This is a genomic window from Ferrimonas balearica (genome assembly GCF_019802055.1).
GTDB classification, from domain to species: Bacteria; Pseudomonadota; Gammaproteobacteria; order Enterobacterales; family Shewanellaceae; genus Ferrimonas; species Ferrimonas balearica_A.
Genome location: NZ_JAHVHW010000007.1, coordinates 198,889 through 220,172, shown reverse-complemented (window position 1 = coordinate 220,172; position 21,284 = coordinate 198,889). Strand labels below are relative to the sequence as shown.

The window sequence follows — 21,284 nt, the reverse complement described above, 5'->3', positions numbered from 1 at the left end:
CGTGCTGCACCTTGACCAGCTGCAATTGAGCCGGGGCAACCCGGCTCTGTCGATCTCACTCCATCTTGAGGCTGGAGAGGTACTGCTCCTCTCTGGCCCGACCGGATCGGGAAAAAGCACCCTGCTGCTGCAGATCGCCGGGTTGCTGGAGAGCCCTTCAGGCACGATTCAGCGCCCGGAGCGGATCGGCCTGGTGATGCAGGATCCCGCCCTGCAGCTGATGCGAGAGCGGGTTGGGCCCGAGGTCGCCCTCTGGCTCGAACATCTGGGCGTTGCGCCACCACAGATGCGTTCTCAGATTGAGGCCGCTCTGGAGCAGGTGGGCCTGCCTATTCCCCTGGATACCCCTGTGGCTCACCTTTCTCAGGGACAGAAATACCGCTTGCTGCTGGCGGCTCAACTGGTGTCTCAGCCCCGTTTGCTGCTGCTGGACGAGCCCTGGGCACAACTGGATCCGTCCGCACTCGACAGCGTGTTGGCTACGCTCAAAGCCCTTAAAGCGCAGGGAACGACCATAGTGATTGCCGAACACCATGGTGAAGCGTTCGCCGAGCTGGCACCACATACCTTCTCCCTGGGCCAAACCCAACCGGTCGCCCTTCCCCCCTGGCCTCCCCTTCCTCTCGGCAGCAGTGTGGTTGAGATGGAGGAGGCGTTGCTGAGGGTCGAGGAGACGCCGCTGCTGGTGCTGCCCGAGCTGACTCTGCGGGCGGGGCAGTGCGTGACCCTGAGCGGCGACAACGGCAGTGGCAAAAGCTCCCTGCTGCTGGCGCTGGCGGGGCTGGAACATCGCCTGGAAGGCAAGGTCTCCCTGCTTGGCAAAGCGGTGGGGCGCAGCCGGGGCCGGGTCGGCTGTCTGTTACAGCGTCCGGACCGTCAGCTGTTTGCGGCCACCGTGGCCGAGGAGGTTGCCTTTAGTCTTTCCCGCTCCGGCCAGACCGCCAGCGACCTGCCGCGCTGGCTGGCCTGCCTGGGGCTGGAAGCGCTGGCAGACCGTTCTCCCCTTCATCTCTCTTATGGCCAGCAACACCTGCTGGCGCTGTTGGCGCAGGTGGTGGCCCGCCCCGACCTGCTGCTGCTGGACGACCCGCTGGCAGGGCTGGATTCCGAAGCGCAACAGCGGCTCTGGCACCTGCTGATGGAACAGTGTCAGCAGGGCATGGCGATCATCATCGCCAGCCATCGTCCCCTGCCGGATACCGGCCTGGCCTGGGAGATTGCCCATGGAGGTGTGCATGTGGCGGCCTGATCCGGTTCGACTGACCCAAGCCAAACTGCTGGCGGTGCCGTTGCTGACTCTACTGGGGCTCTCTGGCCCGACGGATCTCCTCGCTCCGCTGGGTCTGGCCTGGCTGTTGCTGCTGTGGCACACCCCTAAGGGGCCGCGTCAACTGCGTCGGACCCTGCTGTTTATGCTGCCCAACTGGCTGCTTATCTCAGCGGTATACGCCATCAAGTTCGGCTCTGCCGGCCTGACGGAAGCGGCACTGGTCAGTGTCCGCATCCTGCTTGGGATTCTGCCGGGGCTCTGGTTTTACCTGTCCACTCCGGGCCAGACCCTTATCCGGGCACTGGACCCCTGGCTCTCCCGCCGCAATGCCACCGTGCTTCAGGCGGCACTCGCACTGCTGCCCACCATGGTGAATGAAACCCGCTTGCTGTTCCGGCTGGCCCGCCTGCGCGGAGCTCACCTCAGTGCCAGGGACTTTCTGCGTCCCCGGGGCTATGCGGAGCTGGGGCAAACCGTATTGCTGCCGCTGCTGGTTCAGATGATGCGGTTTACCGAACAACAGGCCCTGGCGCTGCGCAGCCGTGGCTACCAGGAGGACCGCCCGATGACTCGATTTGAGGAGATTCTATGAATTCGCGCTCACTGAACGATGCCCTGCTGCTGGGCTCCCTGGCACTGATCTTTGTCGCGGTGAAATCCGTGTTCCGTTTCAAGCTTGGTCTGACCGGCCACTCCATGTTCTTTCTGATGACCACCCTGCTGCTGGCACGCGGTCTGGTACCCGTGCGCGGCTCAGTATTCTATTGCGGGCTGATCGCCGGTTTGCTGGCGATGGTGCTGGGCGTTGGCAAGGGCGGCCCGCTGGTGTTGCTGAAGTTTATGATGCCCGCCATCGCGGTAGAGCTGGCCCTGACCGCTCTCCCCTTCGCCCCCTGGTACCGGCTTCAGGCGATGGTGGTGGCCTTTGCTGGCGTGCTGGCCTGGACCGCCAAAGGCGCGATGGAACTGATGCTGGCCAGCGCCGCCTATGAAGTGATTGTGATTCAGGTAGGCTGGAAGCTGCTGGGTGGTTGCGTCTTTGCCGCCCTGGCCTGCCTGATGGTCCCCACCCTGCTGCGTCACCTGGCACATCACCAACTGATCCCCCCCAGCCGACTGCCCGGCAAGGAGCTTTGCCAATGAAACTGTACCTCTGCATCGACGACACCGACGAGATCGGCACCAAGGGCACCGGAGAGCTGGCCCAGGAGCTGATTGACCAGATCCATGAGCAGGATTTGGGCCACTGCTCCAGCATCACCCGGCATCAGCTGTACGTCCACCCGGACATCCCCTACACCTCTCACAACAGCGCTATGTGCTTCGAGCTGATGACGCGCCCTGAGCACTACGGCAGCCTCACCGCCATGGCGCAGCAGTTTCTGCTGAATCACTCTGCTGCGGGCTCCGATCCCGGCCTCTGCATTGCACCGCTGGAACGCATTGACCAGGCCCGGCTTATCGCGTTTGGCCAGGCCGCCAAGCGTCAGGTACTGAGCAAAGCGGAAGCCTACCAACTCGCCTTTGAGATGGGGATCCACCTCAGTGAACATGGCGGGCGAGGTGACGGAGTGATCGGTGCACTGGCGGGCGTTGGCTTACGATTAAGTGGCAGGGATGGCCGCTGCAAAGGGAAGCTTGCGGTACAGGGTGACCGACTCACTGTGGCAGAACTGCTGCGCCACCCGGAGATCGACGCCATCTCAACCCCCAGCGGCGAACGGCTGCCAGCCGACACACCCATTGAGCTGCTGGATAAGGTGAAAACCGTTTGGTGGAACCACTGCAATACCCTGCTGGTGGTGGCAGATGGTGCCCGCTGGATCAACGCTCAGAAACCCCATTTGCGAGACTACTGATGAACTGCCCAAAAGGATTTTCCGCTTACCATGAGGTTCGGGTGATTGCCCGCGCCTGTGAACAGTTTGGCCCGGATGATGAAGATGAGCATACCGATATGGTGCTGGTCAGCTGCTATAACTGCCGTTACCGACGCTGGCTCACCGACGGATTTGAATGTCTTAAGCCTCGGCCCTGATACAACAACGCCCCGCATTGCGGGGCGTTTTCTTAGCGGGCGTTTTCCCGGATGGGCTGCAACATCACTTCGGCGCTGAAAGCCTTGTTGTTGATCACCGGATAGAGGTCATAGGTCTGCAGAACCGGTCGACCATTGACCCGAACCGCGGCCCAGATGACGTACTCCGCCTTCTTGTCGAGTATGTCCTTCGGCACAGAGAAGAAGAAGGGCACCGGCAGCTTGCCGACATCAAACTCCTTCTGAGTGAGGATCACCCCCGGCGTTTTGGCGTCGATGATCGCCACCACCACCCGGGACCCCTCAGGCAACAGTGTGGCCTCCTTAAAGGTGATCACACCGCTGACCCGGACAGGCTCCGGCTCCGCATCCGTGACAGTCACACACCCGGCCAGGCCGAGCATAAACAGCAGGCAAAGCAGTCGTTTCAACATTGCCATGGGCTCCAAATTGCGCATAGCCCCAGTGTAATCAAGCGCTTTGCCTGCCTCAAGTCAGGCCAGCTGAGGATCCGCCGCTTTGTGAGTCCGGGCAGCAAGATAAGCCCGGGTGTCCGCCAGGATCTCCTTGCGCAGCAGCAACAGGGCGATCAGGTTGGGGATCGCCATCAGACCATTGACCACGTCCGCCAGCAGCCAGATCAGCTCCAGGTGCAGCAGACCCCCCACCGCGACCAGGGCAACAAACACCACCCGATAGGGGTAGCGACCACGCTCCCCCGCCAGGAACAGCACCGCCCGCTCACCGTAATAACACCAGCCCAGAATGGTGGTGAAGGCGAAGAACAGCAGCGCCAGGGTGATGATCTTGGTGCCGATAAAGGAGGAGAGCGCGGTGTTGAACGCCTCCGAAGTCATCGCAGCACCGGCGGCATCGCCCTGCCAAGCGCCGCTCATCACCAGCGCCAGACCGGTCAGAGTACAGATGATCAGCGTATCGAACAGTGGGCCGGTCATCGACACCAGCCCCTGCTCCACCGGGGAGTCGGTCTTGGCCGCCGCTGCCGCCATCGGCGCACTGCCCAAACCCGCTTCATTGGAGAACACCCCACGGGCGATACCAAACTGGATCGCCATCATCACGGTAGCACCGGCAAAGCCACCACCGGCCGCAACCGGGTTAAAGGCGGACTCAAAGATCAGGGCAAACGCGTCAGGAACCGCCTGCCAATTCAGCATCAGCAGAGCACTGCAGGCCACGACATAGCCCAGCGCCATGGTGGGCACCAGAGCGGTCGCGACGGTGGCGATGCGCTTGATGCCCCCCAGTACCACAGCGGCCACCAGGGCGGTCAGCGCCACCATGGTTAGGGTATCGGGAATCGCAAAGGCGATGGCCGCCCCGTCAACGATCGCATTGACCTGGGGGAAGGTGCCGATGCCGAAAAAGGCCACCAGCAGGGTAAAAAGTGCGAACAGTTTGGCCAGCCAGTTGAGACCAGTGCCCTTGGCGATGTAGTACATCGGGCCACCCACCTGCTCACCCTGCTCGTCAGTTTGACGGTACTTTACCGCCAGCATGCACTCGGCGTACTTGGTTGCCATGCCCAGCAGACCTGCCAGCCACATCCAGAACAGCGCCCCGGGGCCCCCCAGTTTCACCGCAGTCGCAACGCCGACGATGTTGCCGGTACCGATGGTGGCCGCCAACGCGGTGCAGAGTGCACTGAAACGACTGACGTCCCCGGCGCTGCTGCTCTTCTTGAACATCAGCCTGAGCGCCATCGGCAGGCCGCGCAGCTGCAGCAACCCCAGACGCAGGGTGAAATAGAGACCGGTTCCCAGCAGCAGGATCAGCAACGGCGGACCCCATACCCAGGAAGAGAGTGTGGCTAGTGCATTTTCGAGTGAGTTCATGGGCGTTTTTCCTCCTGTGTGACGACTCACTACACAAAGAGGAGAAACCATGATGGACCGGGCCAGGAGCCCGAGATACAGCGGCAGTGCAGGCCGCCATCAAGGGATTGATGGCGGTATTCAGCACCTCTGTCCTTTTGCCTGAGCGTTTCACGGCATAGCCGCTTGCGCCTTCGGCGTCCAAATCAATGGATCTCTCCAGAGGCTCGTCCAGTACCAGTCCTCATCGGGATTTCCCGACGCCTGAAAGATTTACTTCTTCGGCGGGCGGCCTGGGCCACCACTCTCCTGATACCTTCATCCGAGTTCCCCGCTTGTGAAGGGCGGGGAGAAGCAATGTAACAAAAAAACGCCGTGTCGCAATGAGACACGGCAGTGACGGGCTTCACACTTTCGGTATTTTTTCCTGCTGGCGCATCAGCCCCTCCTGCATCGCACTGGCGATCAGCTCCCCCTTCTGGTTGAAAAACTGCCCCCGGACCAGACCCCGGCTGTTGGTGGCATTGGGGCTGTCGATGGCATAAAGCACCCACTCATCAAAGCGGAAGGGGCGGTGATACCACATGGCGTGGTCGATGGTGGCCACCTTCAAACGGGGATCCAGCCAGGACAGCGCATGGGGCTGCAGCGCGGTCACCAGGAAATTGAAATCCGACGCATAGGCCAGCAGATAGCGGTGCAGACGGGGATCGTCCGGCAGCTTGCCCTGAGTTCGCATCCAGACGTAGCGCTTGGGCTCTGTGGCTTTGGGACGGAAGGGATCGATCTGCTCTACCAGGCGCATCTCGATGGCGGCGTTATCCAGATAACGCTCCATCAAGGTCTTGGGCAGTTTATCCGCCAGCAGTTTGGCCAGGTCATGCTGATTGGGCAGCCCTTCGGGGCCCGGTACATCGGGCATCGGGTCCTGATGCTCCAATCCCGGTTCCTCACCCTGGAAGGAGGCGGTCATGTAGAAGATGGGACGACCATGCTGGATGGCACTGACCCGACGGGCGCTGAAACTGCCTCCATCCCGAAGGTTTTCCACCTCGTAGACCACTGGACGTGAGAGGTCACCAGGACGCAAAAAGTAGGAGTGAAAAGAGTGAACTGAGCGCTCTGAAGCCACGGTCTCTTTGGCGGCACTCAGCGCCTGGCCGAGAACCTGCCCACCAAACAGATGGCCAAAGCCCAGGTCCAGGCTTTGACCACGGTAGAGGCCATCTTCCAACTGCTCAAGGGAGAGGATCCCCAGCAGACGATTGAGGGTATCTGACATTGCGTATCCCACATTCGAAATTCGTAAGTGGCAATACGCTACTGACTAACTCCCCGAATTGCTACCGCCCGTCAATGACACTGCGCATGGTGCGGGCCAGACGCTGGGCAAAACTGTCGTAGCTTTGGTTCTTGGGGCTGCTCTTAAGGTTGGGCCAAAGGCTCGCCAGGGTTTCCGGTCGGCGCTCTGCTGGCTCCAGTCGCAATCCGACCCCCTCCTGCACCCCAGCCAAGGCATAGTGGCCGCCTCCAGCGGTGATCACCTCGCCATTGGGCGCCTGATTCGACATCAGCCACAACATGGCGGGCACCACAGTATCGGGCGTCATCTCTTCCGCCTGCTCCGGCAATACCCACCGTTTGGAGAGGCGGCTGTAGCAGGCCGGACAGAGTGCGTTGACCCGAATGCCCGCTGACTCACCGAGTGGGGCCAGACTGCGCATCAGTGCCAGATTTGCGGCATTGGAAGCGGCATAGCCCGCCATCCGGTCATCACCGTACATGGCGGAGAATCCGGAAGTGATGAGGATGCGACCATAGCCCTGCTCAGCCATGATGGGCCACACGGCCTGAATGCTGGCCACGGTAGCAAAGTGATTGCTTTCCATCTGACGCCGGTACAAGCCGAGATCCGTCCCCAACTCCTCCTGGCAGATCAGAACACCAGCGTTACAGACCAGGCCGTCAATTCGGCCAAATCGTTTCAGGGTATCGGCGATAACCTCATGCAGAGCGTTTTCATCCCTCACGTCGACGCAATGACCAATCACCTTGGCCCCCATGTCGTGAGCCAGGTCCACCACATCGTCCAGGTATCCCGGATCCCGCCCTTCACCGTCTGCGTCACAACCCAGATCCAGCGCCACAACATGGGCACCGCGCTCTGCCAGGGCCAGTGTGTAAGCACGACCTAACCCCCGGGCGGCACCGGTGACCAGAATCACTTGGTCATCGAATTGAATCACGTTTGGCTGCCTTTTCCTGTGTCTTCATTTTGTCACTGTGGCCCAAGGCCGACGAAATTTCTGTGATCCCCCGGGCAAAGGCCATTTCTTATGCACCAATCCTCCGTGAAGCGGATCCGGGTCTTTTCACGTCGAACAGGTTACACTCCGCATACCTAAATTTTTTCTACTGCGTTATCAATGCATTTCCAATACTGGCTGATGGCGATCCGCCCCCGCACCCTGCCTGCGGCCATCAGTCCCCTGCTTCTGGGGAACGTACTGGCCTGGTACCAGGGTCAGTTTTCCTGGCTGGTTGCCGCCTCCGCCATGCTGTGCGGACTGTTGCTGCAGATTGGTGTCAACCTGGCCAATGACTACTTCGACTACAAAAGCGGTGTCGATACCGAACAGCGACTGGGCCCTACCCGTGTCACTCAGGCTGGCCTGCTGGCCCCCACTGCGGTCCGCAATGCCATGGTCCTTAGCCTGGTGTTGGCGGTGGCTGTTGGTCTCTACCTGATCTACGTCGGCGGTTGGCCCATCGCCGTGCTCGCGGCGCTTGCGGTAGCCGGTGCGCTTGGCTATTCCGGCGGCCCCTATCCGCTGGCCTCTCTGGGGTTGGGCGAGGTGGCGGCTTTTGTCTATTTCGGTCTGGTGGCCGTCGTCGGCGTTTACTACATCCAGACCGGTCACACCGACCTGTCCGCCTGGATTCTCGCCGCCACCCTGGGCCTCTATAACGCCGCGATCATGCTGGTCAATAACACCCGGGACATTGCCACCGACACCCAGGCGGGCAAACGGACACTGGCGGTTCGTATTGGCCAGCACAGCGCCCGTATGCTCTACCGCGCTCTGGTGCTGCTGCCCTTCCTGGTGATCACCCTCACCTGGCTGCTGGGCGCCCTGCCCGGTCAGGCGGTACTGCTGGCAGCGATTGCCGCACCGATGGCGGTGAAGTTGGCCGCTGCCTTCGAAGAAACCGAAGGTGCCGCCCTCAACCCGCTGTTGGGGCGCACCGCACAACTGACGCTGGTGTACAGCGTCACCACCAGTCTGGGACTGATCCTGGCCCGACTGATGGCCTGAATAGAACAAGCCCCCGAATCGGGGGCTTGTTTTTTATGGTCCGCTTTTGCAGATTCAGGCGGTAACCCGTCCTTTGCCATAGCCCAAACGCACCAAGGTGTTGTGCACCAGGTCCAGTGCCGCCGGGTCTTCAATGGTGGCAGGCACTACGTAGTCCTGATTATCCGCAATCTTACGCATGGTGCCCCGCAGGATCTTGCCGGAGCGGGTTTTCGGCAGCTTGTTGATCACACTCACCAACTTAAACGCCGCCACCGGACCAATCTCCTTACGCACCAGGGCAATCAGCTCCTCATAAAGCTGCGACTCCGACAGGGTGACCCCGGCCTTCAGCACCACCAGCCCCAGGGGCAACTGGCCTTTGAGCTTGTCCGCCACGCCGATCACCGCCACTTCCGCCACCGCGGGATGCTGGGCCAGTACCTCCTCAAAGCGACCAGTGGAGAGACGGTGGCCCGCCACGTTAATGATGTCGTCGATGCGACTCATGATGTAGAGGTAGCCCTCTTCATCCTGGTAGCCCGCATCGCCCGTCAGGTAGTAGCCGGGGTAGCGACTGAGATAGCTGTCGATGTAGCGCTGATCATCCCCCCACAACGTGGGTAGGGTGCCTGGTGGCAATGGCAGGCGGATGGCGATGGCCCCGCTCTGGCCCGGAGGCACCGCTTCCCCCTCCTCATCCAGCACGTCGACCTGGTAGCCCGGCACCGCCAGTGAGGGCGAACCCGCCTTGATGGGCAGCGGCTCAATACCCAGCGGATTGGCGCAGATCGCCCAGCCGGTTTCGGTTTGCCACCAGTGATCCACCACTGGCACCTTAAGCGTGTCCATCGCCCAATTCAGGGTATCCGGGTCGCACCGCTCACCCGCCAGGTAGAGGGCGTTAAGACAGCCAAGGTTGTAGCGTGCCAGATACTCCGTATCCGGATCCTCCCGCTTGATGGCCCGGATGGCGGTGGGGGCGGTAAAGAAACTCTTCACCTGGTACTGCTCGATCACCCGCCAGAAAGCACCGGGGTCCGGTGTGCCTACCGGCTTCCCTTCATACAGCACCGTGGTGGCACGGGCCAGCAGCGGCCCATAGACAATGTAGGAGTGGCCCACCACCCAGCCTACATCGGAGGCCGCCCAGAAGGTGTCGCCCGCCTCAATGTTGTAGATCGCCTTCATCGACCAGTGCAGTGCTACTGCATGGCCGCCGTTATCCCGCACCACCCCTTTAGGGGTTCCGGTGGTGCCGGAGGTGTAGAGAATATAGAGGGGGTCCGTGGCCGCCACCGGCACACACTCTGCGGGCTCCACCCCCTGCTGAGCCTCATGCCAGTCCCGATCCCGCCCCGCCAGCAACGTGGCTTCACACTGGGGACGCTGCAGTATCAGGCAGCGGGCTACCGGATGATTCGTCAGTTCCAGGGCGCGATCCAGCAGGGGCTTATAGGGCACCACTCCGGAGGGTTCAATGCCGCAGGAGGCGGAGAGCACCAACCTGGGCTTGGCGTCGTCGATACGGGTAGCCAGCTCCGCAGCGGCAAAACCACCGAACACCACGGAGTGGATGGCCCCCAATCGGGCGCAAGCCAGCATGGCGTAGACGGTTTCCGGGACCATCGGCATGTAGATCACCACCCGATCCCCCTTGCCGACCCCCTCCGCTTTCAGGGCTCCGGCCAGTCTTGCCACCTGGACCTGCAACTCCGCATAGGTGATGGGGTAAGCGGTATCGGTGACGGGGCTGTCATAGTGGATCGCCACCTGCTCGCCAAAACCCGCCTCGACATGGCGGTCTACTGCGTTGTAGCAGGTATTGAGTTCTGCCCCGGAAAACCAGCGATAGAGCGGCGCGTTACTGGTGTCCAACACCCGGTCCCAGGAACGATGCCACGAAATGCCTGCGGCGGCCTCGGTCCAAAACCCTTTAGGATCCCCCTCTGCACGCTGCTGCATTACCCGTATCGATGTCATCTCTGCCTCCATTCACCGAATCACTGCGTGTTCCGGTTTTAGCAGGGGGAGAGCAAAAGCCCCATTAGACCTATGGCTACCGGCATTCCCGGCGTCAACTTTACCTTTACGTAAACTTCATATAAGGTGACGAAAAATGTCATCCGTACGGGAGCACCATGACCAAAGGTTCACAAGCCACCTACTCCATCAGCGAGTTGGCGCGGGAATTTGATATCACCACCCGCAGCATTCGCTTCTACGAAGATCAGGGCCTGCTTAAGCCAAAACGCCGGGGGCAAACCCGGATCTACAGCCTGCAGGACCGGGTACGCCTGAAGCTGATTCTGCGCGGTAAGCGATTGGGCTTTTCCCTGGCGGAGACCGGGCGGCTGTTTGAACTGTATGACGCCGATCGGAGCAGCCAGACTCAGTTGCTCACCATGCTCGACCTGATTGAAGAGAAAAAGCGGGATCTTCAACTTCAGATGGATGACATCAAGGTGATCATGATGGAGCTCACCTCCGCAGAAAACCAATGCCGCCAGGCCCTGGAAGCGATTAAACAATAATAATCATCGCTCAAAGGCCAGGCGGGCCGATTCGCACAAGGGGAGAAGCGAATGTATCTAGGACGATTCAACTTCGGTCTCGGTGAGACCGTGGACATGCTGCGCGATGCGGTCAGAGAGTTTGCCCAGGGGGAGATTGCTCCCCGGGCGGCCGACATCGACCGGGAAAACACCTTTCCCAACGAACTGTGGCCGCAGCTGGGCGAGATGGGGTTGCTGGGGATCACCGCACCCGAGCAGTTTGGTGGTGCCGATATGGGCTACCTGGCGCATGTTGTGGCAATGGAGGAGATCTCCCGAGCCAGCGCCTCGGTGGGCCTCTCCTACGGCGCCCACTCCAACCTCTGCGTTAATCAGATCGTGAAAAACGGCAATGACGCACAGAAGGCCCGCTATCTGCCTAAACTGGTCACCGGTGAGCACATCGGTGCGCTGGCGATGAGTGAGCCCGGCGCCGGCTCCGATGTGGTGTCGATGAAACTCACCGCCCGCAAGAACGGCGACCACTATATTCTCAACGGCAACAAGATGTGGATCACCAACGGTCCCGATGCCCACACCTACGTGATCTACGCCAAGACCGACCCGGACGCTGGCTCCAAAGGGATCACCGCCTTTATCGTCGAGCGCGACTTTCCCGGCTTCACCCAGGCTCAGAAGCTCGACAAACTCGGTATGCGTGGATCAAACACCTGTGAACTGGTGTTCGAGAACTGCGAAGTACCCGCCGAAAACATCCTGGGTGGCGAGGGCAATGGCGTTAAGGTGCTGATGAGCGGCCTGGACTACGAGCGCGTGGTGCTTTCCGGTGGACCGCTGGGGATCATGGCCGCCGCCATGGACGCCGTGATGGATTACGTTGGTCAACGCGAACAGTTTGGTCAGCCCATCGGCAACTTCCAGCTGGTACAGGGCAAGATGGCCGACATGTACACCCGCGCCAACGCCGCACGCAGCTACGTCTATACCGTAGCCGCCGCCTGTGACCGGGGCGAAACCACCCGCAAGGACGCCGCGGGTGCCATCCTTTACAGCGCCGAAATGGCCACTCAGATCAGCCTCGATGCCATTCAGCTGCTGGGCGGCAACGGCTACATCAATGAATACCCCACCGGCCGCCTGCTGCGTGATGCCAAGCTGTACGAAATTGGTGCCGGCACCTCGGAGATCCGCCGCTGGCTGATTGGCCGGGAATTGATGAACGAGATCCGCTGATCCGTACCGGGTCGGCCCCGGGGGCCGGCCCTGCCAGTCGTTAAAGACAGGGAACCAGACCGTGACCCAACTGCATTCCACCATCAATGTTCATGACGGTGCCTTCCGGCTGCGCCACGATGCGATGGCCGAGCTGGTGACTGACCTCCAGTCCAAGCTGGCCAGCATCCTGCCCGGCGGCTCCGAGGTCGCCCGCGAGCGCCATACCAGTCGGGGCAAGCTGCTGCCCCGTGAACGCGTCGAGCAACTGCTGGATGTCGGCGCCCCCTTCCTAGAGATTGGCCAGATGGCCGCTTACCAATGCTATGAGGATGACGTGCCCGCCGCGGGTGTGATCGCCGGCATTGGCCGGGTCAGCGGCGTTGAGTGCATGATCATCGCCAACGACGCCACCGTGAAGGGCGGCACCTACTACCCGCTGACGGTGAAAAAGCACCTGCGGGCTCAGGAGATCGCCCGACGTTGCCACCTGCCCTGCATCTACCTGGTAGATTCCGGCGGCGCCTTCCTGCCCCGTCAGGATGAGGTGTTTCCGGACCGGGACCACTTCGGCCGCATCTTCTTTAACCAGGCCCAGATGTCTGCCGAAGGGATCCCGCAGATTGCCGTGGTGATGGGACTCTGCACCGCCGGTGGCGCCTACGTTCCGGCGATGGCGGATGAGTCGATCATGGTGAAAGAGCAGGCCAGCATCTTCCTGGCCGGTCCGCCGCTGGTCAAAGCGGCCACCGGGGAGGAGATCAGCGCCGAGGATCTCGGAGGTGGTCGGGTCCATACCGAAATTTCCGGCGTGGCGGACCACCTGGCGGACAACGATCAGCACGCTCTGCAACTGGCCCGTCAGGCGGTATCCCGACTGAACCACCAGAAGGCATCCCCCCTGACTCCGGCACCGGTCAAGCCGCCCCGGTTCGACGCCCGGGAGCTTTACGGCATCGTGGGCACCAATCTGAAGCAGCCGTTTGAGGTGCGAGAGGTGATCGCCCGCATCGTCGACGATTCCGACTTTGATGAGTTCAAAGCCCGCTTTGGCAGTACCCTGGTGTGCGGCTTTGCCCGCCTTCATGGCTACCCCATTGGCATCCTCGCCAATAACGGCATCCTCTTCTCTGAGTCCGCCCAGAAAGGCGCCCACTTTATTGAGCTGTGCTGTCAGCGCGGCATTCCCCTGCTGTTCCTGCAGAACATCACCGGCTTTATGGTGGGGCAGAAATATGAGCATGAGGGGATCGCCAAGCACGGCGCCAAGCTGGTGACCGCCGTCTCCTGCGCCACCGTGCCCAAATTCACCGTGGTGATTGGTGGCAGTTACGGCGCCGGAAACTACGGCATGTGTGGCCGCGCTTTTGACCCCACCATGATGTGGAGCTGGCCCAACACCCGCATCTCAGTGATGGGCGGCGAACAGGCAGGAAACGTGCTGGCTCAGGTGAAAGCAGACCAACTGGCCAAGAAAGGGATCGAATGGCCCCAGGCGGAACAAGAGGCGTTTAAGGCGCCGATTGTCGAGCAGTATGAGCATCAGGGGCATCCCTATTACGCCAGTGCCCGCCTCTGGGACGACGGCATTATTGATCCGGCCCAGACCCGCGAGGTGGTGGGTATCGCCCTCTCTGCGGCGATGAACGCCCCCGTCAAGCCCACCCGCTTCGGCGTCTTCAGGATGTAAGCCATGGCCTATCAATACATTGAATTGACCCTGGACGGGCGTCTGGCTCGTTTGACCCTGAATCGGCCGGACAAGCACAACGCGTTTAACGCCGAGACCATTGCCGAGCTCAATGACGCTTTGAGCCGGGTGGCCGCCAACGAGGCCCTGAGCCTGTTGGTGCTGGACGCCAATGGCAAGCACTTCTGTGCCGGTGCCGATCTGGGCTGGATGAAGGCTCAGGCCGCCATGGACACAGATGCCAATCTGGCGGATGCCCGCGAACTGGCCCAACTGATGCAGCGACTGGATCGGCTGCCGATCCCCGTTGTCGCCCTGGTGCAAGGCGCGGCCTTTGGCGGGGCACTTGGCCTGATCGCCTGCGCCGATATCGTGGTGGCCCAACCCAACAGCCAGTTCTGCCTCTCCGAGGTGAAACTGGGCCTGATCCCCTCCGCCATCAGCCCCTACGTCAGCCGGGCCATCGGTGTGCGTCAGATGCGGCGCTACGCCCTGACGGCTGAGCGGTTCAGCGGCACTCAGGCTCAGGTCCTTGGCCTGGTTCATGAGGTGTCCGAGCACCCTGCCGAGGCTGCGGAACCCCTTATCCAAGCCTTGTTATCCAATGGCCCGCAGGCGCTCAGAGCCTGTAAGTCTCTTCTTGCACTGGTGGGCGATGCCCCCATCACCGAAGCGCTGGTGGAGGAGACCGCCCGGCGTATCGCCGAGATCCGGGTCAGCCCCGAAGGGCAGGAGGGGCTGCAGGCGTTTTTCGACAAGCGCGCCCCAGACTGGCAGACGCCAGGAAACACTCAGCGGCAGGAGGCCCAATGAACATCAAGAAAGTGCTGATCGCCAACCGCGGCGAGATCGCCTGCCGGGTGATTGAAACCTGTCGGCGTCTGGGTATCGCCACCGTGGCGGTCTACTCCGATGCTGACCGTCACGCCCGCCATGTGGCAATGGCGGATGAGGCGTTCCGTCTCGGCCCCGCCGAAGCGCGCCTCTCCTATCTCAATACCGAGTTGCTGCTGGAAGTGGCCAAAAGCGCCGGCAGCGACGCGATCCACCCGGGATACGGCTTCCTGTCGGAGAACCCGGAATTTGCCCTGGCCTGTGAACAGGCGGGCATCACCTTTATCGGCCCCCGGGCAGACGCCATCGCTAAGATGGGCTCCAAAAGCGCCGCCAAGGCGATCATGGAGAACGCCGGGGTGCCCATGCTTCCGGGTTACCACGGTGACGACCAGAGCGATGCGCGTCTGACCGAGGAAGCCACCAAAATTGGTTTCCCGCTGCTGGTCAAAGCCGCCTTTGGTGGCGGTGGTAAGGGGATGCGTGTGGTGGAGAAAGCGGAGGAGTTGGCAGCGGCGCTGGCCACCGCCCGCCGGGAGGCGCAAAGCGCCTTCGGCAATGACCAACTGCTGCTGGAGCGCTACCTGACCGCGCCCCGCCACGTAGAGGTGCAGGTGTTTGCCGATCAGCACGGCAACGCCGTTTACCTCTCCGACCGGGACTGCTCCATTCAGCGACGCCACCAGAAGGTGGTGGAGGAAGCGCCCGCGCCGGGTCTGTCTGAGGCCCTTCGGGCCGAGATGGGGGAAGCCTCCGTCAAGGCCGCCAAAGCGATCGATTACCTGGGTGCCGGCACCGTTGAGTACCTGGTGGATGAGCAGGGTCGCTTCTACTTTATGGAGATGAACACCCGCCTTCAGGTGGAGCATCCGGTCACCGAGTTGGTCACCGGGCAGGATCTGGTGGCGTGGCAGCTCAAGGTAGCTGCGGGCGAACCGTTGCCCCTGACCCAGGCGCAGATCACCATCTCCGGCCACGCCGTTGAGGTGCGTCTCTATGCGGAAGATCCCCAGCGGGATTTTCTGCCCGCCACCGGCACCCTGGCCCGCCTGCGCTGGCCCGAGGGAGAGGGGGTTCGCGTTGATACCGGCGTGGTGGAGGGGGATGCCATCACCGCCTACTACGACCCGATGATCGCCAAGTTGATCTGCTACGGCGATGACCGCCTGATGGCGATCCGCCGCATGGTACAAGCCCTGGGACAGTGCGAACTGGCGGGGGTCACCACCAATCTGCCCTTCCTTCATCGCATTACGGATCACCCCGCTTTTGCGGCGGCAGACCTTCATACCGGCTTTATTCAGGCCCACAGTGAGGCTCTATTTGCCCCCATCATGGATGCCTGGCCGGCAGCCTGGGCAGTGGCATTGAGCCTGCTTGAGCCTGCCAGCACCACGGCGGTACCACTGGGCTGGCGTCTGAACGCCCCCGCCCGGGCCCAACTGCTGCTGGAGGATGAACACGGTGACCGCTACCCCATCGTACTGACCGCCAGCGAGCATGGCTGGCGCACGGAACTGAACGGCATCGACGCCCAGATTGCGCTGGTGGAGAGCGGCGACCGGCTGCGCCTGGAGCTGAACGGCCACCTCAAATCCTGGCCCTGCCATCGGGATGAACAGGGCGTCACCGTACTGCTGCCCGGCGGGCCACTGCGTTTCGCCCAGGTGACTCATCAGGGTGAACAGAGTCAGGGGGACGCAGACAAAGCGCTGCAAGCCCCCATGAACGGCACTCTGGTGGCCAATCTGGTGGCGGTGGGGGACAAGGTGGCTACCGGTCAGGCGCTGGTGGTGATGGAAGCGATGAAGATGGAGTACACCATCAGTGCACCCTTTGACGGCACCGTTACCGCCTTGCCCTTTGCCGAAGGTGCGCAAGTGGCGGATGGTACCGCTCTGATTGCGCTGGAAGAGGAGGTGGTTGAATGAGGCCGAGAGAGGTCAGGATCGTCGAAGTCGGCCCCCGTGACGGACTGCAAAATGAAGCGGCCGTTACCCTCGATGACCGTATTGAACTGGTCAACGCGCTCTCCCGCACCGGATTGCGCCATATCGAAGCGGGCAGCTTTGTCTCCCCCAAGTGGGTGCCCCAGATGGCAGACGCTGACCAGCTGTTTGCCCGCATCGACAAGCAGCCGGGGATCACCTACTCGGCGCTGACCCCAAACCTGCGCGGGTTTGAAGCCGCCCAGGCGGCGGGGGTTCAGGAGGTCGCGGTCTTTGGTGCGGCATCGGAGGCGTTCAGTCAGAAGAACATCAACTGCTCCGTGGCGGAATCCCTTGCCCGGTTTGAACCGGTGATGGTGGCCGCTGAAGAGGCGGACATTCGGGTTCGAGGCTACGTTTCCTGCGTACTGGGTTGCCCTTATGAGGGCGCCGTTGCCCCGGCCAAAGTGGCTGAGGTGGCTCACGCCCTGTACGCCATGGGGTGCCATGAGGTCTCTCTGGGGGACACCATCGGCATCGGCACGCCGGATAAGGCGGTGGCGATGCTGGAGGCGGTAGCGGCGAGAGTGCCGATGAACGCCCTGGCCCTGCATTTTCATGACACCTACGGGCAGGCGCTAGCTAATGTACTGGCCTGCCTAGACCTGGGCGTCAGCACCATCGACAGCGCGGTAGCTGGCCTGGGGGGCTGCCCCTATGCCACGGGTGCCAGTGGCAACCTGGCCACCGAAGATCTGGTTTACCTGCTCAATGGGCTGGGGATCCGCCACGGCGTGGATCTCGATGCCCTGGTGGCGGCAGGCGGCCGGATCAGTCAGCGGCTGGGCCGCAACAATGGTTCCAAAGTGGCACAGGCCCTGGCAGGCCGGTGCAACCTTCAGTCAGGAAGCGGAGAGTAAGGATGTCTGGATTCGACAAAGTGGTCGGCAGTTACGAGGAGGCCCTGGATGGGCTGACCGATGGCATGACCATCATCGCCGGGGGCTTCGGTCTGTGCGGCATTCCCGAAGGGCTGATCGCCCAGATTAAAACCATGGGTACCCGGGGACTGACCGTGGTCTCCAATAACGCCGGTGTCGACGGCTTCGGCCTGGGCCTGCTGTTGGAGGATCGTCAGATTAAGAAGATGATCGCCTCCTACGTGGGGGAAAATGCCCTGTTTGAACAGCAGTTGCTCTCCGGCGAACTGGAGGTGGAACTGACCCCCCAGGGCACCCTGGCGGAGAAGATGCGAGCCGGTGGCGCAGGCATCCCCGCCTTCTTTACCGCCACCGGCTACGGTACGCCGGTGGGTGACGGCAAAGAGGTGCGCGAGTTTAACGGCCGCCCCTATATCCTGGAGGAGTCGATCACCGGTGACTTCGCCATCGTCAAAGGCTGGAAAGCAGACCGGTTCGGTAACGTGATCTACCGTCATACCGCCCAGAACTTCAATCCGATGGCCGCCACCGCCGGTAAGATCACCGTGGTTGAGGTGGAGGAGATCGTCGAGCCGGGCGAACTGGACCCGAGCCAGATCCACACCCCAGGCATCTACGTAAACCGGGTGATCCAGGGCCGCTTTGAAAAGCGCATCGAACAGCGCACCGTACGACAGGGATAAGGAGACCAACATGGCACTCAGTCGCGAACAACTGGCCATGCGGGTGGCCCAGGAACTGCAGGACGGCTACTACGTGAACCTGGGGATCGGCATCCCCACACTGGTGGCCAACTACGTCCCGGCGGGGATGCAGGTGATGCTGCAATCGGAGAACGGTCTGCTCGGCATGGGGCCCTTCCCCACCGAAGAGCAGGTGGACGCCGATATGATCAACGCGGGCAAACAAACCGTTACCGCCATCACCGGCGCCTCCATTTTCAACTCGGCGGAATCCTTCGCCATGATCCGGGGCGGCCATGTCGACCTGACGGTGCTGGGCGCGTTTGAAGTGGACGTGCACGGCAACATCGCCTCCTGGATGATTCCGGGCAAACTGGTTAAGGGGATGGGCGGTGCCATGGACCTGGTGGCCGGCGCGGACAACATCATCGTCACCATGACCCACGCCGACAAGCACGGTAACTCCAAGCTGCTGCCCGAGTGCACTCTGCCGCTGACCGGCGCCGGCTGCATCAACAAGGTGGTGACCGATCTGGCCTACATCGAGATCCACGACGGCAAGTTCCACCTGGTGGAGCGCGCCCCCGGCGTCAGCGTCGAGGAGATCGTCGCCAAGACAGCCGGTGAACTGGTGGTGCCGGAGCGGGTTCCGGAGATGCAGTTCCCCAATGCCTGAATATCGAGATGGCACCTGTGGGTGCCTCTTTTTTCCCCTGATCCTGCCGCCCATTTGGGTGGCATTTTTGTGATCCATACCCCCTAAGCCATCCGGCAAGCTCCCCATAATGGTCGTTTCCCCTGTCGATTCGAGGCCCTCATGAACCGCTTGCTTGACCGCTTCCTCCGCTACGTCACCTTTGATACTCAGTCGGACGCCAACAGCAGCAGCTGCCCCAGCACCCCCGGTCAGCTGACTCTGGCCAAAGCACTCCATGAGGAGCTCATCACTATGGGGCTGGAAGGCGTACACCTGGACGAGCGCGGCTATCTGATGGCGACCCTCCCCGCCAACACCGACAAGCCGGTGCCTGCCATTGGCTTTATCGCCCATCTGGACACCGCCCCGGACGCCAGTGGCCTGGACGTGCGCCCGCAGGTGATCACCGACTATGACGGGCAAGCGGTGGCGCTGGGCGCGAATGGTGACCAACTCAGCCCGGAACAGTACCCCGCCCTGCGTGACCTTAAGGGGCAAACCCTGATCACCACCGATGGCCGTACCCTGCTGGGTGCCGACAATAAAGCCGGTGTGGCGGAGATCCTGACCGCCATCGCCACCCTGCAAGCCAACCCGGAGATCCAGCACGGGCCGATCCGCATCGGCTTCACCCCTGATGAGGAGATTGGCCGGGGTGCCGACCACTTTGACCTGGCACGCTTTGACGCCGAGTGGGCCTATACGGTGGACGGAGGCCCAGTGGGCGAACTGGAGTATGAGAACTTCAACGCCGCCAGCGCCCGAGTCGTGATCACCGGCAACTCGGTACACCCGGGCAGCGCCAAGGATAAGCTGGTCAACGCCCTGACCCTCGCCACCCGCTTCCATGCCCTGATGCCACAGGATCAGACCCCGGAAACCACCGAGGGCTACGAAGGCTTCTTCCACCTGACCAACATTCAGGGAGGCACCGCCGAAGCCACTCTGAGCTACATCGTCCGGGACTTTGAGGATGTAGGGTTGGCCAAACGCCGCGAACATCTTGAGGCCCTGGCGGCCCGTTTCTGTGCCGATGGCCACCCCTGTCGCCTTGAGTGGGAAGCGGGCTACCGCAATATGAAAACCCAGGTGGCGCCACACACCCATATCATCGAACTGGCCCGACAAGCCATGGTCGATTGCGATGTGCAGCCCATCATCAAGCCGATCCGCGGCGGTACCGACGGTGCCGTGCTGTCCCATAAGGGCCTGCCCTGCCCCAACATCTTTACCGGTGGCGACAACTTCCACGGCAAGCATGAGTACATCACCCTGGAGGGGATGGAAAAAGCGGTGAAGGTGATTGTTCGACTCAGCCAACTGACGGCGGAGCGATACGGCGCCTGAATCCTCTCCACTGACAACGCCCCGATCACCGGGGCGTTTCTGTTTCTGTCTGTCCCCACCCCACGCAACACAGTGTCGGTCTCTTTTTCTCCCCCGTATGCCCAAAAGCGGTTTCATCCCCGACGGTTTTGCTCTTTTCTGGTCGCCCTGTATCTGTAGGTCAAACCGGGTGCCACAACGGCGCCAGCGTCGCTCAGCAAGGAGAGGAAGATGTGGCGATTTGGATGGATGATGGTATGCGGTCTTGCTCTGACCGGATGTGCCACCACCGTCTCGTTTACCCCACAACACTTCCGCATGGATCGACCCGAAGTGGACGCCCGCCCGTTACGCCCCAGTATCGGCCTGGGCCAGGTAAACCAGCGGGAGGTACCGCTTCAGAACGAGGTGGTCGTTAAGGAGAGGGAGAGCGACCTGCTTGGCCGGGTCGGGCTCAGCTTGGGTCACGGAGTGGAATTTGGGGTGGCGGCCGCAGGGCAGGCAACCCGGTACAGCATCAAGTACCAGTTTGCGGGTCAGTATGCGGAGTTCTCAGATGTGGGGAACTGGTCCCAGGCGATCAGTCTGGCTACGGAGCGTTTCGACAGCGACGAGTCAGCGCAGTGCGCCTTCTGCAATGAGGGAGAGTATGACCTCTGGAACGCCGAACTGGCGCTTTATGATCTGGCCTGGATCCTGGGTTACCGCCCCCGCGCCGGCTGGTTGATCTATGGAGGGCCCTACTACCGCTTTGGCGAGGCCCGAGGGCTTTGGCAGGGCTATCCTGACAACCCGGAAAGTCTGAATACGATGAAGGCCGATGGCCAGATCTGGGGCGCAAATCTGGCAACAGAGTACCGCTTCCAGGCCGGGCTCGGCTTTACTCTGGAGATGGTTTACGCCAACACCCGGTTTGATGGTCAGGTACCCGCTCAGTCCAGCCCAAACCACAGTGAGACCTTCCTCAATATGGTGGTGGATTTCCGCTACTGAGCAAATACCCGCATAAAAAAACCGC

General features: G+C 61.7%; 21 protein-coding genes and 1 riboswitch. Of the genes, 16 read left to right on the top strand and 5 right to left on the bottom strand.

Features of this window, described 5'->3' with window-relative positions; genetic code table 11:
- The first annotated feature begins 1 nt into the window (after window position 1).
- The 5 genes from KUV52_RS08650 to KUV52_RS08630 are packed head-to-tail and all read left to right on the top strand — an operon-like array spanning window position 2 to window position 3,308.
- On the top strand, window positions 2–1,249 hold the full coding sequence (locus KUV52_RS08650) for an ABC transporter ATP-binding protein (RefSeq protein WP_222525542.1): 1,248 nt from the start codon (window positions 2–4) through the stop codon (window positions 1,247–1,249).
- Entirely contained in the window at window positions 1,236–1,862 is a 627-nt protein-coding gene (locus KUV52_RS08645) for an energy-coupling factor transporter transmembrane component T (RefSeq protein ID WP_222525541.1), read from the top strand. The genes KUV52_RS08650 and KUV52_RS08645 overlap by 14 nt, the downstream gene beginning before the upstream one ends.
- Window positions 1,859–2,413, top strand: a complete 555-nt coding sequence (locus tag KUV52_RS08640) for a core component of ECF transporter (protein ID WP_222525540.1) — start codon at window positions 1,859–1,861, stop codon at window positions 2,411–2,413. Before KUV52_RS08645 ends, KUV52_RS08640 begins: the two co-directional genes overlap by 4 nt.
- Window positions 2,410–3,129, top strand: a complete 720-nt coding sequence (locus KUV52_RS08635; RefSeq protein ID WP_222525539.1) for a DNA-binding protein — start codon at window positions 2,410–2,412, stop codon at window positions 3,127–3,129. The genes KUV52_RS08640 and KUV52_RS08635 overlap by 4 nt, the downstream gene beginning before the upstream one ends.
- Entirely contained in the window at window positions 3,129–3,308 is a 180-nt protein-coding gene (locus KUV52_RS08630; RefSeq protein WP_222525538.1) for a hypothetical protein, read from the top strand. The genes KUV52_RS08635 and KUV52_RS08630 overlap by 1 nt, the downstream gene beginning before the upstream one ends.
- A 32-nt stretch (window positions 3,309–3,340) precedes the next feature.
- Here KUV52_RS08630 and KUV52_RS08625 read toward each other — a convergent pair whose 3' ends face one another.
- The 4 genes from KUV52_RS08625 to KUV52_RS08610 form a co-directional block, all read right to left on the bottom strand.
- Window positions 3,341–3,742, bottom strand: a complete 402-nt coding sequence (locus tag KUV52_RS08625; RefSeq protein WP_222525537.1) for a YbaY family lipoprotein — start codon at window positions 3,740–3,742, stop codon at window positions 3,341–3,343.
- Window positions 3,743–3,802: 60 nt separating this feature from the next.
- On the bottom strand, window positions 3,803–5,164 hold the full coding sequence (locus tag KUV52_RS08620) for an alanine/glycine:cation symporter family protein (protein WP_222525536.1): 1,362 nt from the start codon (window positions 5,162–5,164) through the stop codon (window positions 3,803–3,805).
- 119 nt (window positions 5,165–5,283) lie between these two features.
- A riboswitch (glycine riboswitch) is annotated at window positions 5,284–5,376 on the bottom strand.
- Between the two features lie 173 nt (window positions 5,377–5,549).
- The gene (gene tesB, locus KUV52_RS08615; RefSeq protein ID WP_222525535.1) at window positions 5,550–6,425 is read right to left on the bottom strand and encodes an acyl-CoA thioesterase II; all 876 of its coding nucleotides are present in this window, start codon (window positions 6,423–6,425) and stop codon (window positions 5,550–5,552) included.
- Between the two features lie 61 nt (window positions 6,426–6,486).
- Window positions 6,487–7,389 (bottom strand): SDR family NAD(P)-dependent oxidoreductase, encoded by a 903-nt coding sequence (locus KUV52_RS08610; RefSeq protein WP_222525534.1) that lies wholly within the window; start codon window positions 7,387–7,389, stop codon window positions 6,487–6,489.
- Between the two features lie 180 nt (window positions 7,390–7,569).
- Here KUV52_RS08610 and KUV52_RS08605 point away from each other — a divergent pair, with 180 nt between their 5' ends.
- A complete protein-coding gene (locus KUV52_RS08605) occupies window positions 7,570–8,460 on the top strand; it encodes a 1,4-dihydroxy-2-naphthoate polyprenyltransferase (protein WP_222525533.1) in 891 nt (296 codons plus the stop codon).
- A gap of 54 nt (window positions 8,461–8,514) precedes the next feature.
- Here the strand turns inward: KUV52_RS08605 and KUV52_RS08600 are convergent, their stop codons facing one another.
- Window positions 8,515–10,422, bottom strand: coding sequence for a propionyl-CoA synthetase (locus KUV52_RS08600; protein ID WP_222525532.1), 1,908 nt, complete (start codon window positions 10,420–10,422; stop codon window positions 8,515–8,517).
- 158 nt (window positions 10,423–10,580) lie between these two features.
- Here KUV52_RS08600 and KUV52_RS08595 point away from each other — a divergent pair, with 158 nt between their 5' ends.
- The 10 genes from KUV52_RS08595 (at window position 10,581) to KUV52_RS08550 (ending at window position 21,259) form a co-directional block, all read left to right on the top strand.
- Window positions 10,581–10,973: a MerR family transcriptional regulator gene (locus KUV52_RS08595; RefSeq protein ID WP_222525531.1), complete on the top strand. Its 393-nt coding sequence runs from the start codon at window positions 10,581–10,583 to the stop codon at window positions 10,971–10,973.
- A gap of 51 nt (window positions 10,974–11,024) precedes the next feature.
- Window positions 11,025–12,188 carry an isovaleryl-CoA dehydrogenase gene (locus KUV52_RS08590; protein ID WP_222525530.1) on the top strand — a complete coding sequence of 388 codons (1,164 nt, stop codon included), beginning with the start codon at window positions 11,025–11,027 and terminating at the stop codon, window positions 12,186–12,188.
- 61 nt (window positions 12,189–12,249) lie between these two features.
- Window positions 12,250–13,857: a carboxyl transferase domain-containing protein gene (locus KUV52_RS08585; RefSeq protein ID WP_222525529.1), complete on the top strand. Its 1,608-nt coding sequence runs from the start codon at window positions 12,250–12,252 to the stop codon at window positions 13,855–13,857.
- 3 nt (window positions 13,858–13,860) lie between these two features.
- Complete coding sequence (locus KUV52_RS08580) at window positions 13,861–14,670, top strand: enoyl-CoA hydratase-related protein (protein WP_222525528.1); 810 nt, start codon at window positions 13,861–13,863, stop codon at window positions 14,668–14,670.
- Window positions 14,667–16,622 (top strand): acetyl/propionyl/methylcrotonyl-CoA carboxylase subunit alpha, encoded by a 1,956-nt coding sequence (locus tag KUV52_RS08575; protein WP_222525527.1) that lies wholly within the window; start codon window positions 14,667–14,669, stop codon window positions 16,620–16,622. The genes KUV52_RS08580 and KUV52_RS08575 overlap by 4 nt, the downstream gene beginning before the upstream one ends.
- A complete protein-coding gene (locus KUV52_RS08570) occupies window positions 16,619–17,539 on the top strand; it encodes a hydroxymethylglutaryl-CoA lyase (protein WP_222525526.1) in 921 nt (306 codons plus the stop codon). Before KUV52_RS08575 ends, KUV52_RS08570 begins: the two co-directional genes overlap by 4 nt.
- 2 nt (window positions 17,540–17,541) lie before the next feature.
- Window positions 17,542–18,243 (top strand): CoA transferase subunit A, encoded by a 702-nt coding sequence (locus KUV52_RS08565; protein ID WP_222525525.1) that lies wholly within the window; start codon window positions 17,542–17,544, stop codon window positions 18,241–18,243.
- A gap of 10 nt (window positions 18,244–18,253) precedes the next feature.
- Window positions 18,254–18,919: a CoA transferase subunit B gene (locus tag KUV52_RS08560; protein WP_222525524.1), complete on the top strand. Its 666-nt coding sequence runs from the start codon at window positions 18,254–18,256 to the stop codon at window positions 18,917–18,919.
- A gap of 141 nt (window positions 18,920–19,060) precedes the next feature.
- The gene (gene pepT, locus KUV52_RS08555; RefSeq protein WP_222525523.1) at window positions 19,061–20,287 is read left to right on the top strand and encodes a peptidase T; all 1,227 of its coding nucleotides are present in this window, start codon (window positions 19,061–19,063) and stop codon (window positions 20,285–20,287) included.
- Between the two features lie 210 nt (window positions 20,288–20,497).
- Window positions 20,498–21,259, top strand: coding sequence for a hypothetical protein (locus KUV52_RS08550; protein ID WP_222525522.1), 762 nt, complete (start codon window positions 20,498–20,500; stop codon window positions 21,257–21,259).
- Window positions 21,260–21,284: the final 25 nt, after the last annotated feature.

Coding starts and splice junctions, on each gene's coding strand:
- KUV52_RS08645 (WP_222525541.1), top strand. CDS start 1,236: ATGTGGCGGCCTGATCCGGTTCGACTGACCCAAGCCAAACTGCTGGCG.
- KUV52_RS08640 (WP_222525540.1), top strand. CDS start 1,859: ATGAATTCGCGCTCACTGAACGATGCCCTGCTGCTGGGCTCCCTGGCA.
- KUV52_RS08635 (WP_222525539.1), top strand. CDS start 2,410: ATGAAACTGTACCTCTGCATCGACGACACCGACGAGATCGGCACCAAG.
- KUV52_RS08630 (WP_222525538.1), top strand. CDS start 3,129: ATGAACTGCCCAAAAGGATTTTCCGCTTACCATGAGGTTCGGGTGATT.
- KUV52_RS08625 (WP_222525537.1), bottom strand. CDS start 3,742: ATGTTGAAACGACTGCTTTGCCTGCTGTTTATGCTCGGCCTGGCCGGG.
- KUV52_RS08620 (WP_222525536.1), bottom strand. CDS start 5,164: ATGAACTCACTCGAAAATGCACTAGCCACACTCTCTTCCTGGGTATGG.
- tesB (WP_222525535.1), bottom strand. CDS start 6,425: ATGTCAGATACCCTCAATCGTCTGCTGGGGATCCTCTCCCTTGAGCAG.
- KUV52_RS08605 (WP_222525533.1), top strand. CDS start 7,570: ATGCATTTCCAATACTGGCTGATGGCGATCCGCCCCCGCACCCTGCCT.
- KUV52_RS08600 (WP_222525532.1), bottom strand. CDS start 10,422: ATGACATCGATACGGGTAATGCAGCAGCGTGCAGAGGGGGATCCTAAA.
- KUV52_RS08595 (WP_222525531.1), top strand. CDS start 10,581: ATGACCAAAGGTTCACAAGCCACCTACTCCATCAGCGAGTTGGCGCGG.
- KUV52_RS08590 (WP_222525530.1), top strand. CDS start 11,025: ATGTATCTAGGACGATTCAACTTCGGTCTCGGTGAGACCGTGGACATG.
- KUV52_RS08580 (WP_222525528.1), top strand. CDS start 13,861: ATGGCCTATCAATACATTGAATTGACCCTGGACGGGCGTCTGGCTCGT.
- KUV52_RS08575 (WP_222525527.1), top strand. CDS start 14,667: ATGAACATCAAGAAAGTGCTGATCGCCAACCGCGGCGAGATCGCCTGC.
- KUV52_RS08570 (WP_222525526.1), top strand. CDS start 16,619: ATGAGGCCGAGAGAGGTCAGGATCGTCGAAGTCGGCCCCCGTGACGGA.
- KUV52_RS08565 (WP_222525525.1), top strand. CDS start 17,542: ATGTCTGGATTCGACAAAGTGGTCGGCAGTTACGAGGAGGCCCTGGAT.
- KUV52_RS08560 (WP_222525524.1), top strand. CDS start 18,254: ATGGCACTCAGTCGCGAACAACTGGCCATGCGGGTGGCCCAGGAACTG.
- pepT (WP_222525523.1), top strand. CDS start 19,061: ATGAACCGCTTGCTTGACCGCTTCCTCCGCTACGTCACCTTTGATACT.
- KUV52_RS08550 (WP_222525522.1), top strand. CDS start 20,498: ATGTGGCGATTTGGATGGATGATGGTATGCGGTCTTGCTCTGACCGGA.